Annotated in this window: 13 protein-coding genes, 1 tRNA gene and 1 riboswitch; of the genes, 5 read left to right on the top strand and 9 right to left on the bottom strand. The window is 39.5% G+C overall.

The window, feature by feature from the left end; genetic code table 11:
* Window positions 1-9: 9 nt before the first annotated feature.
* The gene (locus QMQ21_RS00475; protein ID WP_004254335.1) at window positions 10-489 is read right to left on the bottom strand and encodes a GNAT family N-acetyltransferase; all 480 of its coding nucleotides are present in this window, start codon (window positions 487-489) and stop codon (window positions 10-12) included.
* The gene (locus QMQ21_RS00470; protein WP_004254333.1) at window positions 479-1,078 is read right to left on the bottom strand and encodes a thymidine kinase; all 600 of its coding nucleotides are present in this window, start codon (window positions 1,076-1,078) and stop codon (window positions 479-481) included. Before QMQ21_RS00470 ends, QMQ21_RS00475 begins: the two co-directional genes overlap by 11 nt.
* Before the next feature lie 123 nt (window positions 1,079-1,201).
* On the opposite strand from QMQ21_RS00470, the gene QMQ21_RS00465 reads away from it, so the two are divergent.
* Together QMQ21_RS00465 and mnmE are read left to right on the top strand one after the other, a co-directional pair.
* Entirely contained in the window at window positions 1,202-1,384 is a 183-nt protein-coding gene (locus QMQ21_RS00465; RefSeq protein ID WP_049487149.1) for a 4-oxalocrotonate tautomerase, read from the top strand.
* 137 nt (window positions 1,385-1,521) lie between these two features.
* Window positions 1,522-2,895, top strand: coding sequence for a tRNA uridine-5-carboxymethylaminomethyl(34) synthesis GTPase MnmE (gene mnmE, locus QMQ21_RS00460; protein ID WP_049501753.1), 1,374 nt, complete (start codon window positions 1,522-1,524; stop codon window positions 2,893-2,895).
* Between the two features lie 46 nt (window positions 2,896-2,941).
* Here mnmE and dapA read toward each other — a convergent pair whose 3' ends face one another.
* From dapA to QMQ21_RS00440, 4 genes are all read right to left on the bottom strand, one after another.
* Window positions 2,942-3,877: a 4-hydroxy-tetrahydrodipicolinate synthase gene (gene dapA, locus QMQ21_RS00455; protein ID WP_020902846.1), complete on the bottom strand. Its 936-nt coding sequence runs from the start codon at window positions 3,875-3,877 to the stop codon at window positions 2,942-2,944.
* Between the two features lie 56 nt (window positions 3,878-3,933).
* Entirely contained in the window at window positions 3,934-5,010 is a 1,077-nt protein-coding gene (locus QMQ21_RS00450; RefSeq protein WP_020902845.1) for an aspartate-semialdehyde dehydrogenase, read from the bottom strand.
* 380 nt (window positions 5,011-5,390) lie between these two features.
* A tRNA-Thr gene (locus tag QMQ21_RS00445) sits at window positions 5,391-5,463 on the bottom strand.
* A gap of 99 nt (window positions 5,464-5,562) precedes the next feature.
* Window positions 5,563-6,072 carry a QueT transporter family protein gene (locus tag QMQ21_RS00440; protein ID WP_033685126.1) on the bottom strand — a complete coding sequence of 170 codons (510 nt, stop codon included), beginning with the start codon at window positions 6,070-6,072 and terminating at the stop codon, window positions 5,563-5,565.
* A riboswitch (PreQ1 riboswitch) is annotated at window positions 6,070-6,166 on the bottom strand. (Overlaps the previous gene by 3 nt.)
* 28 nt (window positions 6,167-6,194) lie before the next feature.
* Between QMQ21_RS00440 and QMQ21_RS00435 the strand changes: the two genes are divergently transcribed.
* Window positions 6,195-6,626: a GtrA family protein gene (locus QMQ21_RS00435; RefSeq protein ID WP_004254310.1), complete on the top strand. Its 432-nt coding sequence runs from the start codon at window positions 6,195-6,197 to the stop codon at window positions 6,624-6,626.
* 84 nt (window positions 6,627-6,710) lie between these two features.
* Window positions 6,711-7,091, top strand: coding sequence for a large conductance mechanosensitive channel protein MscL (gene mscL / locus QMQ21_RS00430; RefSeq protein WP_004254306.1), 381 nt, complete (start codon window positions 6,711-6,713; stop codon window positions 7,089-7,091).
* A gap of 40 nt (window positions 7,092-7,131) precedes the next feature.
* On the opposite strand, the gene hemH is transcribed toward mscL, so the two are convergent.
* A complete protein-coding gene (hemH, locus tag QMQ21_RS00425; protein WP_004254302.1) occupies window positions 7,132-8,226 on the bottom strand; it encodes a ferrochelatase in 1,095 nt (364 codons plus the stop codon).
* 153 nt (window positions 8,227-8,379) lie between these two features.
* On the opposite strand from hemH, the gene pepT reads away from it, so the two are divergent.
* Window positions 8,380-9,603, top strand: coding sequence for a peptidase T (pepT, locus tag QMQ21_RS00420; protein WP_261813707.1), 1,224 nt, complete (start codon window positions 8,380-8,382; stop codon window positions 9,601-9,603).
* A 35-nt stretch (window positions 9,604-9,638) separates the two neighbouring features.
* Here the strand turns inward: pepT and QMQ21_RS00415 are convergent, their stop codons facing one another.
* Window positions 9,639-13,184 (bottom strand): pneumococcal-type histidine triad protein, encoded by a 3,546-nt coding sequence (locus QMQ21_RS00415; protein WP_261813706.1) that lies wholly within the window; start codon window positions 13,182-13,184, stop codon window positions 9,639-9,641.
* 210 nt (window positions 13,185-13,394) lie between these two features.
* Window positions 13,395-16,523: a pneumococcal-type histidine triad protein gene (locus QMQ21_RS00410; RefSeq protein ID WP_238096184.1), complete on the bottom strand. Its 3,129-nt coding sequence runs from the start codon at window positions 16,521-16,523 to the stop codon at window positions 13,395-13,397.
* Window positions 16,524-16,528 lie beyond the last annotated feature (5 nt).

Genomic DNA, 16,528 nt, shown 5'->3' with positions numbered 1-16,528 from the left:
TCATTCTCCTTATTTCTCAATTGTTAAATTATAGATTGCTACTACTTCGTTCTCGGATATTTCCCCAGTTTCTTTAAATCCATAACTGATGTAACAAGATCTTGCATGTTCGTTTTCTGGTTCATAAGACAACCAAAGTTTATTGCTTAAACCTGCTGGCGCTGTCCGAACATAGTCTAGTACTTTATCCATAATTGGTTTAAAATATCCTTGATTTTGAAAATTCTTATCAATCATAAAACGAAATAGTAAATAATTTCCACTACTAATTCCGATCTTTTTATCATAAGCTATCATCACAAAACCTATAATTGCATCATTATCATAAACTGCCAATGGAGCTACAAAATCTCCATTTTTAGTGTAGACGTATGCTTCAGCTAAACTAATTGCATTAGTTGCAATGAATTGTTTTTGATATTCCTTGACATCCAAATTCAAAACATCAAAATAATTTTCCATTGTAACATCTCTTAGTTCAATTGTCATAGTTTTGCTCCTTGTTAGAGGTTATCATTGGCGCAAAATAATGTTTACGGCAAACTGAGATATAGGTTTCATTGCCACCGATCTGAATCTGCTCACCATCGTAAACGGGCAGTCCATCCTGTGTTCGCAAAACCATAGTCGCCTTTTTCTTACAATACTGACAGATGGTCTTGATTTCGTCAATCTTGTCTGCTAAGAGCAAGAGATACTTGGAACCTTCGAACAGTTCATTGCGAAAGTCATTTTTCAAGCCAAAAGCCATGACAGGTATGTCTAACTCATCGACAACACGAGCTAGGTCATAAACATGATGACGTTTGAGAAACTGGGCTTCATCAACCAACACACAGTAAGGTTTTTCTGGTAGGTCTCGGATATAGCCGAAGATATCCGTCGTTTCCTCAATCGCAATGGCAGAGCGTTTCATACCAATCCGACTCGACACATAGCCAACACCGTCACGCGTATCCAGAGCCGAGGTCATAATCACAACACCTTTTCCTTGCTCCTCATAGTTATAGGCCACTTTGAGAATCTCAATCGTCTTACCAGAGTTCATGGTCCCATAACGATAATACAACTGTGCCATGTTTCTTGCTTCACGTCCATTTCTAAATTTTTGATACATTCTAGTATATCATAATTTTCTTAAGCTTTAAATGGCAAAATGTGGTAAAATAGAAGAAATCAAAAACTAGTGGAGGAAGCTATTATGCCATTTGTACGCATCGATTTATTTGAAGGACGCACGCTCGAGCAAAAGAAGGCTCTTGCTAAGGAAGTAACGGAAGCTGTTGTCCGTAACACTGGAGCACCTCAATCTGCTGTCCATGTCATCATCAACGACATGCCAGAAGGAACTTACTTCCCACAAGGGGAAATGCGCAACAAATAAGCTAGCTTAAGCAGAATTGCTTAGGCTTTTTCAATCTCCAAGTAGCATCCATTGAAGAAATAGTTCAAATTTGTTACAATTTGAAAAGAGACTTGGAAAAATTTCCAAGAAAAGAGCTATTTATTAAAGGAAACATTATGATTACACGTGAATTTGATACCATCGCTGCTATCTCTACTCCACTAGGTGAAGGGGCTATTGGTATTGTCCGCCTGAGCGGAACAGAAAGTTTTGCTATTGCGCAAAAGATTTTTAAAGGAAAAGACTTGAGTAAGGTTGCTAGCCATACCCTTAACTACGGTCACATCGTTGATCCTCAGACAGGAAAAGTCATGGACGAAGTCATGGTTGGGGCTATGAAGTCTCCAAAGACCTTCACTCGTGAGGATATTATCGAGATTAATACCCACGGTGGTATTGCGGTGACCAATGAGATTCTCCAGCTAGCTATCCGTGAAGGAGCTCGATTGGCTGAACCTGGTGAATTTACTAAACGTGCCTTTTTAAACGGTCGCGTAGATTTGACACAGGCTGAGGCAGTGATGGACATCATCCGTGCAAAGACAGACAAGGCCATGAACATTGCGGTCAAACAATTAGATGGTTCCCTTTCTGACCTCATTAACAATACCCGTCAAGAAATCCTTAACACACTTGCCCAAGTTGAGGTTAATATCGACTATCCTGAGTATGACGATGTTGAGGAAGCCACTACTGCTGTTGTCCGTGAGAAGACAATGGAGTTTGAACAATTACTAACTAATCTCCTTAGGACAGCCCGTCGCGGCAAAATCCTCCGTGAGGGAATTTCAACAGCTATCATCGGCCGTCCTAACGTTGGAAAATCCAGCCTCCTCAACAACCTCTTACGTGAGGACAAGGCTATCGTTACAGACATTGCTGGTACAACTCGAGATGTCATCGAAGAATACGTCAACATCAACGGTGTTCCTCTCAAATTGATTGACACAGCTGGTATTCGTGAAACGGATGATATCGTTGAACAAATTGGAGTTGAGCGTTCGAAAAAAGCCCTCAAGGAAGCCGACTTGGTTCTACTGGTGCTAAATGCCAGTGAACCACTAACCGCCCAAGACCGCCAACTCCTAGAAATCAGTCAGGAGACTAATCGCATTATTCTTCTTAATAAAACCGACCTGCCAGAAACGATTGAAACTTCAGAACTTCCTGAAGACGTTATTCGTATTTCAGTCCTAAAAAACCAAAATATTGATAAGATTGAAGAACGTATCAACAACCTCTTCTTTGAAAATGCTGGTCTAGTCGAGCAAGATGCTACTTACTTGTCCAACGCCCGTCATATTTCCTTGATTGAGAAGGCTGTTGAAAGTTTGCAAGCTGTTAATGAAGGGCTGGAACTAGGTATGCCAGTTGACTTGCTTCAAGTTGACTTGACCCGTACTTGGGAAATCCTCGGAGAAATCACTGGGGATGCTGCTCCTGATGAACTCATCACCCAACTCTTTAGCCAATTCTGTTTAGGAAAATAAGAAAAATCCATGATCCTTCATTCGGTCATGGATTTTATTGTCTTTATTAGTAATCTGGTCTTAAAACCCCTGTTACAGTTGCCTTAGTCGCTTCGTAGTCGCCATCTACGACAACCTTGATAATTCGTTTAGCATCTTCTTCTGGTGCCGGAACAAGAGGTAGACGAGTTGGGCCAGCTTCAAATCCCATATAGTTAAGAACTGCCTTAACTGGAGCAGGACTTGGATAAGAGAAGAGGGCATTGACTTTAGGAATGAACTTACGTTGAATCGCTGCAGCTTTCTTCATGTCGCTTTCTGCAATTGCAGTAAACATTTCGTGCATCTCATCCCCATTTGTATGGGATGCAACAGAAATAACACCATCCGCACCAAGGTTCATGGCATGGAAAGCATCTCCATCCTCACCAGTATAGACCAAGAACTCTTCTGGCTTGTGCTCAATCAAGTAAGCCATATTAGCCAGGCTAGTACATTCTTTGACACCAATAATATTTGGATGGTCAGCCAAACGAAGCATGGTTTCTGGAGTTAATTCGACAACCACACGCCCTGGAATGTTATAGATAATAATAGGTAAGTCAGAAGCATCTGCAATGGCCTTAAAATGCTGATACATTCCTTCTTGAGAAGGTTTGTTGTAGTAAGGTACAATAGCAAGCCCAGCAGCAAAACCACCAAATTCCGCGACTTCTTTGACAAACTCAATAGAGTCACGCGTATCATTGGTACCCACACCCGCAATCAAAGGAACACGTCCATTGACAACTTTTTGTACAGCCGCAAAGAGCTCCAACTCTTCATCGTGAGTCAATGTCGGACTCTCAGCAGTGGTACCTGCGAGAAGAATTCCATCCGTATGATGGCTCAATAAATGCTCAATCAAGGCTGGAATAGCATCAAAGTTGATGGAACCATCCTCGTGAAAGGGGGTAATAAAGGCTGTGATGATTTTACACTCTTTTAAATCTTGATAAGACATGAGAAACACCTCTCTATTTCAAAGAAGGAGTTCATCTGAACTCCTAAACGATATAACTATTTTAATTCAAATTTCAATTCAGCTGTTGGACGAACCAAGTCACGTTCATGAAGGGTTTCAGCAATCTGAACTGAGTTCCAAGCAGCACCTTTGAGCAGGTTATCAGAAACAACCCACATGTGGATTCCTTTTTCTGCATCCAAGTCTTTACGGATACGACCAACAAAGGTATCACGAGAACCCACTGCATTAATGGCTTGAGGATAAATTTGATGAGCCACATCATCTTCAAGAACAGCACCTGGGAAGGCTGCGATAGCTGCTTTTACTTCTTCAATTGGAGCCACTTCTTTTGTTTCGATGTAAACAGACTCAGAGTGAGCTGACAAGACTGGAATACGCACACATGTTGCAGATACTGCAATGCTATCATCTTCCATGATTTTCTTAGTTTCCTTAGTCATCTTCATCTCTTCGTAAGTGTAATCATTGTCAGTGAAGACATCGATTTGTGGAAGAGCATTGAAGGCGATAGGATAGTGTTTCTTGTCCCCACCTGAAGGCAAGATTTCGGCATGTAAATCACGTGGGGTTACACCATCATTCAAGACTTCACGAAGTTCACGTTGTGTCTCAAGAATTGCTCCCATACCAGCACCTGAAACTGCTTGGTAAGTTGAAACAATGATACGGTCCAATCCCCATTTTTGGCGAACTGGCTCAAGAGCCACCATCATTTGGATTGTTGAACAGTTAGGGCAGGCAATGATACCGTTGTGAGCATCAAGTGCATGAGCATTGACCTCTGGAACAACCAAAGGAACATCTGGATTTTGACGGAAGTAAGATGTATTATCTACTACTACCGCTCCAGATTTAACTGCGTATGGTGCATATTTAGCTGATGTAGAACCACCTGCTGAAAAGAGAGCAATATCAACTCCTTCAAAGGCTGTTTCAGTCGTTTCTTCAATCGTAATATCTTGATCTTTAAATTTCAAAGTCTTGCCTGCTGAACGTGCAGAAGCAAGTAAACGAATTTTATCGATTGGAAGTGTTGATTCTTCCAACATTTTTATCATCTGAGCTCCGACAGCACCTGTCGCGCCGACTACAGCAACTGTATATCCCATAAATAACCTCTTTCGGAATTTTCTAAAAATTTCTATAATAGATGTATTATACTACTTTTTCCATGAATTGCAAAGCTTTTTCATCATTTTTTGGAAAATAAAAATCCCCAGTCGCTAGACTAGGGACTAAGAGGCATCTTCATGTGATGAGCAGGTTCACACAACTCATCAAGGTCCGCTCCTGCGTTATGACCTCCTTATGCTCAATAGTAGCCTGAAGACTACCTATCGACTCATCGCGTCTATTATATTACTTGAAATAAGTGGTTTTGTCAATAGGAAATTTTTGCAGGATGACTTTTATTATACAAAAGTCAGAATTTTTTCTCGCGAGCATAAGAAAAAAACTCTTGTGCTCAAGAGTTTCCCTGTAAATATCATGCTAATTGCCGGGATTGAACCGGCGACCTCATCCTTACCATGGATGCGCTCTGCCAACTGAGCTAAATCAGCTTACCTAAAAAGTATACTATAGTTAGAAAATCTTGTCAAGTTTCCTTAGATATTTTCCATAAGAAAAAGCCAGGGAATAGCTACCTAGCTTTTCTGGTTCTATTTAGTTAAATCGATTCGACGACCAATTTTACCAATGATAATCGCACCAATAATTAATGAGGCAAATTCACCGATTCCTGTTGTGAACCAAGTAAGGAAAAATGGTAATTGCGCTACGATATTCAACTCGGCAGCGATAGTAATCATAGAAATTGAAAAGAGGATTGAAAAGAAGAAATGATCTTTTCGAATTAATCCGTTAAAGAGGTAATCTTTGCTGTATTTTGCAAAGAGCCAAACACCTAGACTGAGGAATACTAAGGTTGATCCACCACCAACAAAGACATCTAGCAGTCCGAAGCTAAAGAAATTAGCAATCATACAACCGATGGTAACTCCTATGATGTACTTAGGATTGTAAAAAGCCATAAAGTTCATCATTTCTGAGATACGGAACTGATAAGCACCATAGCTAATGGCATTTAGGGGTGGTGTGACAGTTAAAACGACATAGATAGCAGCGACGATTGCGATATCTGCAACATCACGAATAGTTAATTTTTTCATCTTTTCTCCTTTGGCGGTTACCCGCGTGTAATATGCTTGGTGAAAGAAGCTAAGCACCAAGGGTTGCTTTATTCAACCTTACTAGTATAGCACAATAGCCTGCTTTATGCTATACTAAAAACATGAAAATTTGTATTCAAAAATTTCTTAGCAATGAAATCTTAGCCTATCTCTTTTTTGGCCTTGCAACAACCCTAGTTTCGATTCTCTCACGATTAGTCATTTATCAACTAACACACAAAGAACTTCTCGCTACTGGACTAGCAAATATTATCGGTATCCTCTTTGCCTTTATCACAAATGATACAATCGTGTTTAAGCAAGCTAGACAGAATTGGTCAATCCGTTTAGTAAAATTTACTATAGCACGTCTTTCTACTTTTCTGTTAGACTTGTTTTTAACTTTTCTCTTTGTAAGCCAATTTCCTAATATTATCGGACAATTTGTAAATGATAATATTGACAAAGTTAATAGTATTGAAACAGTTATTTCACAATTCTTAATAATTATCCTCAATTACATTTTTAGTAAGGTATTTATTTTTAAAAAATAAGAAAAAATTTAAGCATATACCTTGCAAGAGCTTCTTAATTAATATATAATTAAGAGTAAAAATTTTTTGAAAGGGAAAATGAAAATGTTAAAAGATCTTAAAGCATTTTTGCTTCGTGGTAATGTTGTTGACCTTGCTGTCGGTGTGATCATTGCCTCTGCTTTTGGTGCAATCGTTACATCACTTGTTAACGATATCATCACTCCACTTATTTTGAATCCAGCCTTGGAAGCTGCGAAAGTACAAAACATCGCTGATCTTGCTTGGAATGGTGTTACATATGGTAAATTCTTGAGTGCTGTTATCAACTTCCTAGTTATCGGTACTGTTCTCTTCTTCGTTATTAAAGGTATTGAAAAAGCTCAAAGCCTTACTAAGAAAGAAGAAGCTGCTGAGGAAGCTCCAGCTGGTCCAACTGAGTTGGAAGTACTTCAAGAAATCAAAGCTCTTCTTGAGAAAAAATAATCTATTAAAGGATCTAGCGCAAAGCTAAATCCTTTTTTCTTTACTCTTTTGGTAATTTACCTGCTTTCTCAAGCATTTTCTTGATAAGATAAGGCATCTTAACATTCTCACGACCTTTTTTCTCAATCAGTTTTTTCACAAATTCAGGCATTTGTAAATCTTGAGATTCGGCCAAAATGTTTTTCGTCTCATCTGAAGGAACTAACTCATCAAAGGTTTCTTCTTCTGGGAGAAATTCCTTAAACTCTTGATCTTCATTGGCTCTGACTGTATTGACCAAGGCATCAATCAAGCGAGAATCCGTATTTGGCATTGGTGGACGATGGTAGTTGACACCCAATTCCTGACATATCTCATAACATTCCACATCGTTATCAAACAAGACTTCAATGTGCTCACTGATAAAGCTGATTGGTACAAAAATATAATGGTCTGGATGTTCTGTCTGTTCTCTGAGGTACTCTAATACATCTGGCTTAATCCAAGGAATACCGATATCACTCTCACTTTGCCAAGTATTTGTATATTGCTCGGAACTCAAACCTAATTTTTCAGCAACTAACTTGCTATTTTCAAAGATTTGATCGATATAAGGATCACCAAAATCCAAGGCAAAAATAGGAACACTATGGGCTGAAAAGATGACTTTAAAGCTATCCTGCTTTACTTCTTCTTTTAAAATCTTAGCAATTTCATCAGCCCAATAGTTTAAGAGCGCTTCTTCTTGATACCAATCCTTAATAACCAAAAATTGAATTTGTTTGCTTTCTAAAAATTTCTCGTATCCCATGACAGAATAAAAAGAATAATGGGGCTCCAAAATCAAGCAAATACACTGCTCGATTCCATCTTCTTCCATCTGACCAATCACATCTGGAATAAAAGGTTTGGAAAATTTATTGGCAAAATAGACACTATACTCATTCCCCAGTCTAGCTTCTACTAAGGCAACTTCTTCACGGGTAATTCTTTGCAGAGGCGTACCTCCAATACGTACATAATTATCATAGAGTGTTTGAATCTCGTGGTCTTGAGGTCTCACTCCACGACGAATATTTGTGAAAAAATCAGCCACACCTTCAAAGGTAATCTCTTCTGGCGAACCGAAAGTCATCATTAAAATTGCTTTTTTCATAATTGCTTCCTTGTGATGTTTTTATCAAGTTTATTTTATCATTAATTCGTTGATAAGTAAACGCTAACACAAAGAATTTCCCTAACTTCTGTCTTTTGTTTTTCTTTTCTTTATATGATACAATGGAAAAAATGAATTCAAAAGGAGTTTTTTATGACTTACCCCAATCTCTTGGACCGCTTCTTGACCTACGTTAAGGTCAACACGCGCTCTGATGAACACTCTACTACTACTCCAAGTACACAGAGTCAGGTTGACTTCGCAACCAATGTTCTTATCCCTGAAATGAAACGTGTTGGATTACAAAATGTTTATTATCTACCAAATGGTTTTGCAATTGGAACCTTACCAGCCAATGATCCATCTTTAACACGTAAAATTGGCTTCATCTCCCATATGGATACTGCTGACTTTAATGCCGAAGGAGTCAATCCACAGGTAATTGAAAACTACGATGGTGGTGTGATTAAACTTGGAAATTCTGGTTTCAAACTCGATCCAGCTGACTTTAAGAGTCTTGAAAAATATCCAGGACAAACGCTCATCACAACAGATGGAACAACCTTGCTAGGAGCTGATGACAAGTCAGGAATTGCTGAGATTATGACTGCCATTGAATATCTGACTGCTCATCCTGAAATCAAGCACTGTGAAATTCGTGTTGGTTTTGGTCCAGATGAAGAAATCGGTGTTGGTGCTAATAAATTTGATGCAGAAGATTTTGATGTTGATTTTGCCTACACAGTTGATGGTGGGCCACTAGGTGAGCTTCAGTACGAGACCTTTTCAGCAGCGGGTGCTGAATTGCATTTCCAAGGACGCAATGTCCACCCTGGTACTGCCAAAGGGCAAATGGTCAACGCCCTTCAGTTAGCAATTGATTTTCATAATCAACTTCCAGAGAATGACAGACCTGAGTTAACAGAAGGTTACCAAGGTTTCTACCATCTAATGGATGTGACAGGTAGTGTCGAAGAGGCGCGTGCAAGTTACATCATTCGTGATTTTGAAAAAGATGCCTTTGAAGCGCGTAAAGCAGCTATGCAGTCTATCGCTGATAAGATGAATCAAGAACTTGGTAGCGACCGTGTCACCCTAAACTTGACAGACCAGTACTACAATATGAAAGAAGTCATTGAGAAAGATATGACTCCAATTACCATTGCCAAAGCCGTTATGGAAGATTTGGGTATTACTCCTATTATCGAACCAATTCGTGGAGGGACAGACGGCTCTAAGATTTCCTTTATGGGAATCCCAACTCCTAATATCTTTGCGGGAGGAGAAAATATGCATGGACGTTTTGAATACGTCAGCCTTCAGACTATGGAACGTGCAGTTGATACCATCATTGGTATCGTAGCTTATGAAGACTAAAAAGACGAGGTAGCTTAGCTACTTCGCCTTTCTTTTTATTCTGCTGGTTTTTCTTGATTTCCAGTACTTGTTGTAGATTCTGTTGTTTCCTTTTCTGAAGCTGGTTCAGCAGGTTTAGAATCTGTTGTATTGCTTGGTTTGTTTTCGTCCCTTGCAGTTTCACTGTTAGATTCTGCAGCCACTGATGTTTCAGTTTCGGAACTTGTGTTCTCACCATTTGACTCGGCATTTGTCGCTGGAGTTGCTTCTTCACTTGAGCTTGATTTTGACTTGATTTCTTGATTCAAGACTAGAATAGCTTTTGTCAATTCAAGTAAAGCAGCTTTATCTTTACTCTTAGCAGAAAGTTGATCTAGTAAAGCATCTACCTTATCAAAGTCCGCATCAGAACCCTTGTTGTTTTCTAAATAAGAGTGAAGCGACATGAGAATATCGTAGAGTTTTTGATAGAGTACTAGTGTCTGAGGGTCTTGCTCAGCATTTTCCTTTTCTTGTTGAAGGGCGCTAGCGATACGAGTCAAGACATCTTTTACCTGACTGTTTACTTCATCCAAGTCCGCATCAGCCTTGTTTGTAGCAGCTTTGAGATTTTCTACTTCTTCTGCCAAGGATTGTCTGATTCCTTCTTCTTGGATTTGCTCTAAGAGTTGAGTTGCCTTGCTCAAGAGACTTTCTACTTGTTCCTTGCTAACATGATTGACATGTTCTTCAGGCATAAAGTCTCCGTACAGTTCTTTCAAGAAGCCATAAATAGCTGTCTTGGCACTTTGATTATCAACTTTTTCAGTATCTAGAACTGTTTGACTTGATTTCGCAGTAGTTGGCTGAGCTTTCAAAGCTTCTTCCACTTCTTGTTTTGCTTGATAGATGCTTGGGAATAATTTGTTCAATTCTGCTGCTTTTAGGAAGGATTGAGATTGATACAAGGTCCAAGTCAACTGAGCTACTTTGTTTCGCAGTTCATCACTCAAACGACCGTCATTTACGTGTTCGTAGAAATACTTGATGTATTCTACAGTTGTAACACCTGTTCGGTCATTAAAGTCTTGCAAGGCTTGAAGTTGTGATTCAACCGCTGCCAAACCTGCCTCATCTTTAGCCAACTTAGCTTCTTGGAGTCGAACGAGAAGGTCTTTCTTAGGAAGCCCATAAGAATCTGTATCCAGTGTATTGATTTTATCAATCAAGGCTTGATATTTCTTATCTAGAGCACTTGTTTCAACAGGTTTGACACTTTCATCAATATGGATATATTGCTTATCAAAGAGATCAAGTGTCGCAAGATAACCCGCTGTAGAGTTAGTTGCCAGTTTCTTCATGTTTTCAGTAAACTGACCTAAAGCTAACTCAATCTGTCTTTGTTCGATAGGCTTGTCTTTGTAGATGCTTCTACTATCAGCTAGAAGTTGATCTACTTTTGCCAAGACTGCCTTCTCATCAAAAGCTCCAGGTTGATAATTGGATTGCAGGGCTGGAATCTTGTTTTTCAAAGCCACTTCATAGCCCTTGGTTTGAACCTTGATGTAGTGATTATGATCTCCATGAGGAATCACAAAACTACCATTTTCTACCTGTAAACTATAAGGAGACACACCATCTCGCAAAGCAGTCGTGTAAAGTTCATTTAGGAAATCAAGTTCTGGATTTCCAGTTTGGAGTGGCAAACGAACATGTTCCTTACGAACAGCATAGGGATGGATATGAGTTGGATCGTAGGCTTGGTCTGGATTTCCAAAGACAAAGAATCCGTTTGAAATTCTAATCGCTTCAAGTGGAACTCCGTATGTTTTAGAAATATAAGCAATCTTTTCTTCATCGCTAGCATCTCTTGAGAAAGACTCTACCGTTTTAGCAAGAGGTTTTACAGGCTCCGCATCATGATGTGTTTTCAAATGATCCTGAGCTGCCTTAATTTGGTCTGCTGTCAAATCCTTCTTGAAGAAGTAATGATTGTGATCACCGTGACTCATAACAAAGCCTTGCTCATCTTCACTAATGACACGATTGGCATCAAAACCGTGATCGTGTTCCTCACCATGATGATGTCCATGATGATCTTCGTCGTGATCGTCATCATGAGCTGGACTTGGTGTTGTTGTATTTGCACCTTTCAAGTGGTCTTGCGCTGCCTTGATTTGATCAGCAGTCAAATCCTTCTTGAAGAAGTAATGACTGTGGTCGCCGTGACTCATGATAAATCCTGAACTATCTTCAGCAATAATCCGATTGGCATCAAAGCCGTGCCCATCTTCTTCATGTTCCTCATGTGAAACACCAGGATTGACTGGAAGAGATGGCGAAGGTGTTGTTAGACCATTGTTTGGAAGAGTCGGTTGACCAATTTGATTCGACTTAGGAATGTAATGGAAATGATCACCATGTCTTACAATATAAGCTGTAGCAGTTTCTTCGACAATATCTTTAGGATTAAAGATATAACCATCAGATGTTGAAGAAATTTCCTTATTTAACGTTGAAGAAGCATTATTCAATATAGATGGATTACTTGGAATATTTCCTAGACTAGACGCTACTTCATGAGGTTTTTCATTTGTAGAAACTGTCGAACCAGTTCCACCGATAGGCACCATTCTAGCAATCTTTTCTTCTAAAGGAGATAGCTTGCTGTAAGGAATAAAGTGATAATGGTCACCATGCGGAATCGCAACTCCATTTGGTGTCCGACTGATAATCTTAGCAGGGTCAAAGACCAGACCATCTGATTCACTGTAACGTTTGTCGCTAGGTGAATCGTAGAGTTCTTTCAATAAACTTTGGAGATTTTCAACTTTGCTTTCTGGCTTGCTAGTTGAGCCTTGTGCCACAGATTGCGTGTTATTGTCACTAACTGCTGAAGAATAGCTTAGCTGACTTGGTTGCGTATTTTTGCCAGCTAAATGAGCTTTTGCTGCTGCTAATTCACTAGCAGACAAATCACTTTTTGGAATATAGTGGTAGTGACCACCGTGAGGAACTATATAAGCATCACCCGTATCTTCGATAATATCAGCTGGATTAAAGACATAACCATCATCTGTCGTATAGCGTCCCTGAGATCTTGCTACAGCAACATCAGAGCTGACCTTCTCATTATCTTTGACGTGTTCTTGTTTTTGACGATTGATTTCATCCTTAGTTCGAACATTATCAGCATGAGCTACATCTTTCAGATAGACATAATATTTTCCATCAACCTTGATGATATAACCACCCTTAACCTCATTGACAATATCAGCGTCTTTAAGTTGATAATTAGCATCCTTCATCAGAAGTTCTTCACTGAAAATCGCATCATAAGGAACTTTCCCATTATAGTAATGATAGTGGTCACCATGTGAAGTCACATAGCCCTGATCTGTAATTTTGATGACAATTTGCTCAGCCTGAATTCCTTCTTTTTGACTGACCTGATCTGGTGTAAGGTTTTCAGTTTTCTGACTTGACTGACTGCCATCCACATAAGAGACACGATTATTGTCCTTATTTTCCTGCGAGCGATGCTGGTTCAGTGCATAGGCGCAAAGACTCAAGGATACGATAACAGCTGATCCGGCTGCAATATACTTTTTACTGAATTTCATAAATCCCTCATTTCAATAAATGATGAAGCTTTTCTTAACTTCTTTTTCTCGGTTAAACAGTTTTTCTAAACTGGTTATTTAACCAATTAATTAACCAGTAAATAGTTTACCTTTTTTAAGTTTATCTGTCAAGATTTTTATGTCATTTTAAAAAAATAAAAGCCAGTATTGCTACTGACTCTTACATCATATTGATTTAATAGGATAAACTTATGCTTCTGGTTTCGTCGTAACTGACTCACTACCTTTTAACAAAGCAAGTAGTTTCTCTGCTTCTGCCATGATGCCATTATTATCCATGGTTTGAAGACTCAGATTATTTCGTAAACCAGATAGGCTCTCTGTCACATTGTCTTTCAAACTAGCATCCGTTACTTTAGCAAGTAGAGCTTCTACTTCTTTGAGTTTGGCTTCTACTTTTTCGGTTTCTACTTGAGGTACTTCAGCTTCGTCTGTTGTATCTTTAGATACTTCTTCTGTCTCGTCTTCATCAGTGCTCGGTTTATAAAGATTATCTACTGAAGGGGTTGAACCTGTATGATTTTCTTTTTCATTGGATTCAGGACGAGTTGACTCGTCTGATTCATGACGATCTTCCTTATCTTCATCAGATTTACTGTCTTGGTCTGCCTTATTTTTACGAACATGGTCGCTGGCATTTCCCCAACCATTATCTGAGTGAGGACGTTCTTCAGGATGTTCAACGTAATATTTTACAGTCGCAAAGAGATCCTCCAGGCTATAACCCTTAGGTGCTTCATAGAGTCCTTCATCAAACCAACCAAATTTAATGTTATGGTAATGGTCGTAATGAGGTATAATTAAGCTACCATTTTTTACTTCAACAGTATGTTGTAGATTGTAAGGAATATGATCAAGTGGGACCTTCTTAGCTGCTTTCACTTTATTATAGATTGCTTCTACTCCTTTAACCTCAGTATCTCCTGAACCCTGATTCTCTGTTGAAGGAGGTGTCAAACCTTTCTCTTTAGCATAAGCCTGGGCTGCTACTCTTTCAGCTTCAGACAAGCTCTCTTTCTTAATCCAATGACTATGGGTCATATGCGGAGTTACATAAGCATCTCCCTCATCACTGGTAATATCACGAATGTCAAAGATATACCCATCTTCTGTTGTATACTTACCTGCTAATTTCGCTAATTTAATTTCAACATCTGTATAAGCAATTTGAGCATTTGGTTTTCCGAGACGTTCTGGATGGGTAATTGGTGCTAAGAATGACAATAAATCATCTACCAATTTTCCTTTATTAGAAGATTCATCATTCAAGCGTTCTGCTAATTTGTTTAAGGCTTGGAAATCAGAAGTACGCCCCTTATTTTCAGACAAGGCTTTATGAGCTTCGGTCAATAAATTATATGCTTTATCATAAAATTCTTGGTCACGAGGAGCGACATTTTCTTTCTTCGCAACTAGGGCATGCGTCTCTTGAGTTTTCTTTGACAAGAGATTTTCAATAGCGTCAATCTTATCCTTGGCTAAGTCTTTAGCTAGAACATAACGACTAGCGCCCTTATCCTCGAAAATATAACCATCACCAACTTTTCTAACAACCTGGTTGACATCAAGTTCAGTCGGTTTATTTTCCACTGGTGCTTGAGGTTTGGTAGTAGGAGCCGGCTTCAGAGGAGTAACACTTGGCAAGACACTGCCATTTTGTCCCTTAACAGCTATCATACGAGCCAATTTTTCTTCCAGCGGTGACATTTGTGAATAAGGAATAAAGTGATAATGGTCTCCGTGAGGCACTGCTACACCGTTAGCTGTACGTTTGATGATTTGTGCCGGATCAAAGACTAGTCCATCCGATTCCACATGGCGTTCTGACAAAGGTTTGGCATACAATTCACTTAAAAGTGTTGAAATGTCTTCCCCATGATTTTGATGATATGTTGGTGTGACAGTCAGGTTTGGAGTCTCTGTCAAACTTGGTTGGGCTGGTTTAGCATTATCACTACTTGGTTTACTTGAGCTTGTGGCAGAATGTGAGCCCTGCTTCCCATTCCAATAGGCTTGAGCAGCAGCCAATTCTCCTGCTGACAAATCACTCTTAGGAATATAGTGGAAATGATTTCCATGCGGTACAACAAAAGCGTCACCTGTATCTTCAATCACATCTGTCGGACTAAAGACATACCCATCATCCGTTGTATAAGCTCCTCCAGTTCCTCGATTCGGTGCCGGCGTATTGAGATTAAAGTTTGGTTTAATGGTTGAACTTGGTGTTGAACTTGTTCTCTCAGGACTGCTTGGTTTCGTATTATTAGAATGACTTTGAACTGGCTGACCTCCAATTGGTAGATTTCGAGCCAATTTTTCTTCCAAAGCAGACATTTGCGAATAAGGAATGAAATGGAAATGATCTCCGTGAGGAACTGCCACACCATTGGCAGTACGTTTTGTAATCTGTGCTGGGTCAAATACTAATCCATCAGACTCCACATGACGTTGGCTAAGTGGCAAAGCGTACAATTCTTGGAGGAGACTATCCAAATCCTCATTTTGACTCTCAGGAGCTGCTGCAGGATTTTGAGGAGACTCATATTGACTTGTTCTCACACTAGATCTTGTTTCAGCTCTGCTTGAACGATATTCAACTGTACTTAATTGATCACCTTTTCCAGATAAGAAGGCTTGGGCAGCAGCTAATTCGCTGGCAGACAAATCACTCTTCGGAATATAGTGGAAGTGATTGCCATGAGGAACGATATAGGCATCACCCGTATCCTCAATGATATCAGAGGCATTAAAGATATAACCATCATCCGTTGTATAGCGTCCTTGAGCTCTGGCTGCAACTACTGCCTGATCATTAGAAGCACCCCCGTGATTACTACTATGTTCCTGCTTCTGACGTTTAATCTCTTCTTTTGTACGAATATTGTCCGCATGGGCGGCATCCTTGAGGTAAACATAGTATTTCCCGTCTACCTTAATCACATAACCACCCTTGATTTCATTGACAATGTCTGAATCCTTCAACTGATAATTCGGATCTTTCATCAGCAGTTCTTCACTGATGATAGCGTCAAAAGGAACCTTGCCATTATAGTAATGATAATGATCTCCATGAGAGGTCACATAACCTTGATCCGTAATCTTGATAACAATTTGTTCGGCGTTGATTCCCTCTCTCTTACTGACTTCATCTGGTGTCAAGTTCTCTGCTTTTTGACCAGCCTGATCACCATCTATATAAGCTACTCGATTAGAATCTTTCTTAACTTGACCAGCTTGGTAACGACCAAGTTCATAGGAACAAACACTTAGGGCAAGAACTGCCACTGAACCCGCTACATATTTTTTATTGATTTTCATTCTTT

The organism is Streptococcus bouchesdurhonensis (genome assembly GCF_948472335.1).
This window is presented reverse-complemented; position numbering and strand designations above follow the sequence as displayed.

Coding starts and splice junctions, on each gene's coding strand:
- QMQ21_RS00475 (WP_004254335.1), bottom strand. CDS start 489: ATGACAATTGAACTAAGAGATGTTACAATGGAAAATTATTTTGATGTT.
- QMQ21_RS00470 (WP_004254333.1), bottom strand. CDS start 1,078: ATGGCACAGTTGTATTATCGTTATGGGACCATGAACTCTGGTAAGACG.
- QMQ21_RS00465 (WP_049487149.1), top strand. CDS start 1,202: ATGCCATTTGTACGCATCGATTTATTTGAAGGACGCACGCTCGAGCAA.
- mnmE (WP_049501753.1), top strand. CDS start 1,522: ATGATTACACGTGAATTTGATACCATCGCTGCTATCTCTACTCCACTA.
- dapA (WP_020902846.1), bottom strand. CDS start 3,877: ATGTCTTATCAAGATTTAAAAGAGTGTAAAATCATCACAGCCTTTATT.
- QMQ21_RS00450 (WP_020902845.1), bottom strand. CDS start 5,010: ATGGGATATACAGTTGCTGTAGTCGGCGCGACAGGTGCTGTCGGAGCT.
- QMQ21_RS00440 (WP_033685126.1), bottom strand. CDS start 6,072: ATGAAAAAATTAACTATTCGTGATGTTGCAGATATCGCAATCGTCGCT.
- QMQ21_RS00435 (WP_004254310.1), top strand. CDS start 6,195: ATGAAAATTTGTATTCAAAAATTTCTTAGCAATGAAATCTTAGCCTAT.
- mscL (WP_004254306.1), top strand. CDS start 6,711: ATGTTAAAAGATCTTAAAGCATTTTTGCTTCGTGGTAATGTTGTTGAC.
- hemH (WP_004254302.1), bottom strand. CDS start 8,226: ATGAAAAAAGCAATTTTAATGATGACTTTCGGTTCGCCAGAAGAGATT.
- pepT (WP_261813707.1), top strand. CDS start 8,380: ATGACTTACCCCAATCTCTTGGACCGCTTCTTGACCTACGTTAAGGTC.
- QMQ21_RS00415 (WP_261813706.1), bottom strand. CDS start 13,184: ATGAAATTCAGTAAAAAGTATATTGCAGCCGGATCAGCTGTTATCGTA.
- QMQ21_RS00410 (WP_238096184.1), bottom strand. CDS start 16,523: ATGAAAATCAATAAAAAATATGTAGCGGGTTCAGTGGCAGTTCTTGCC.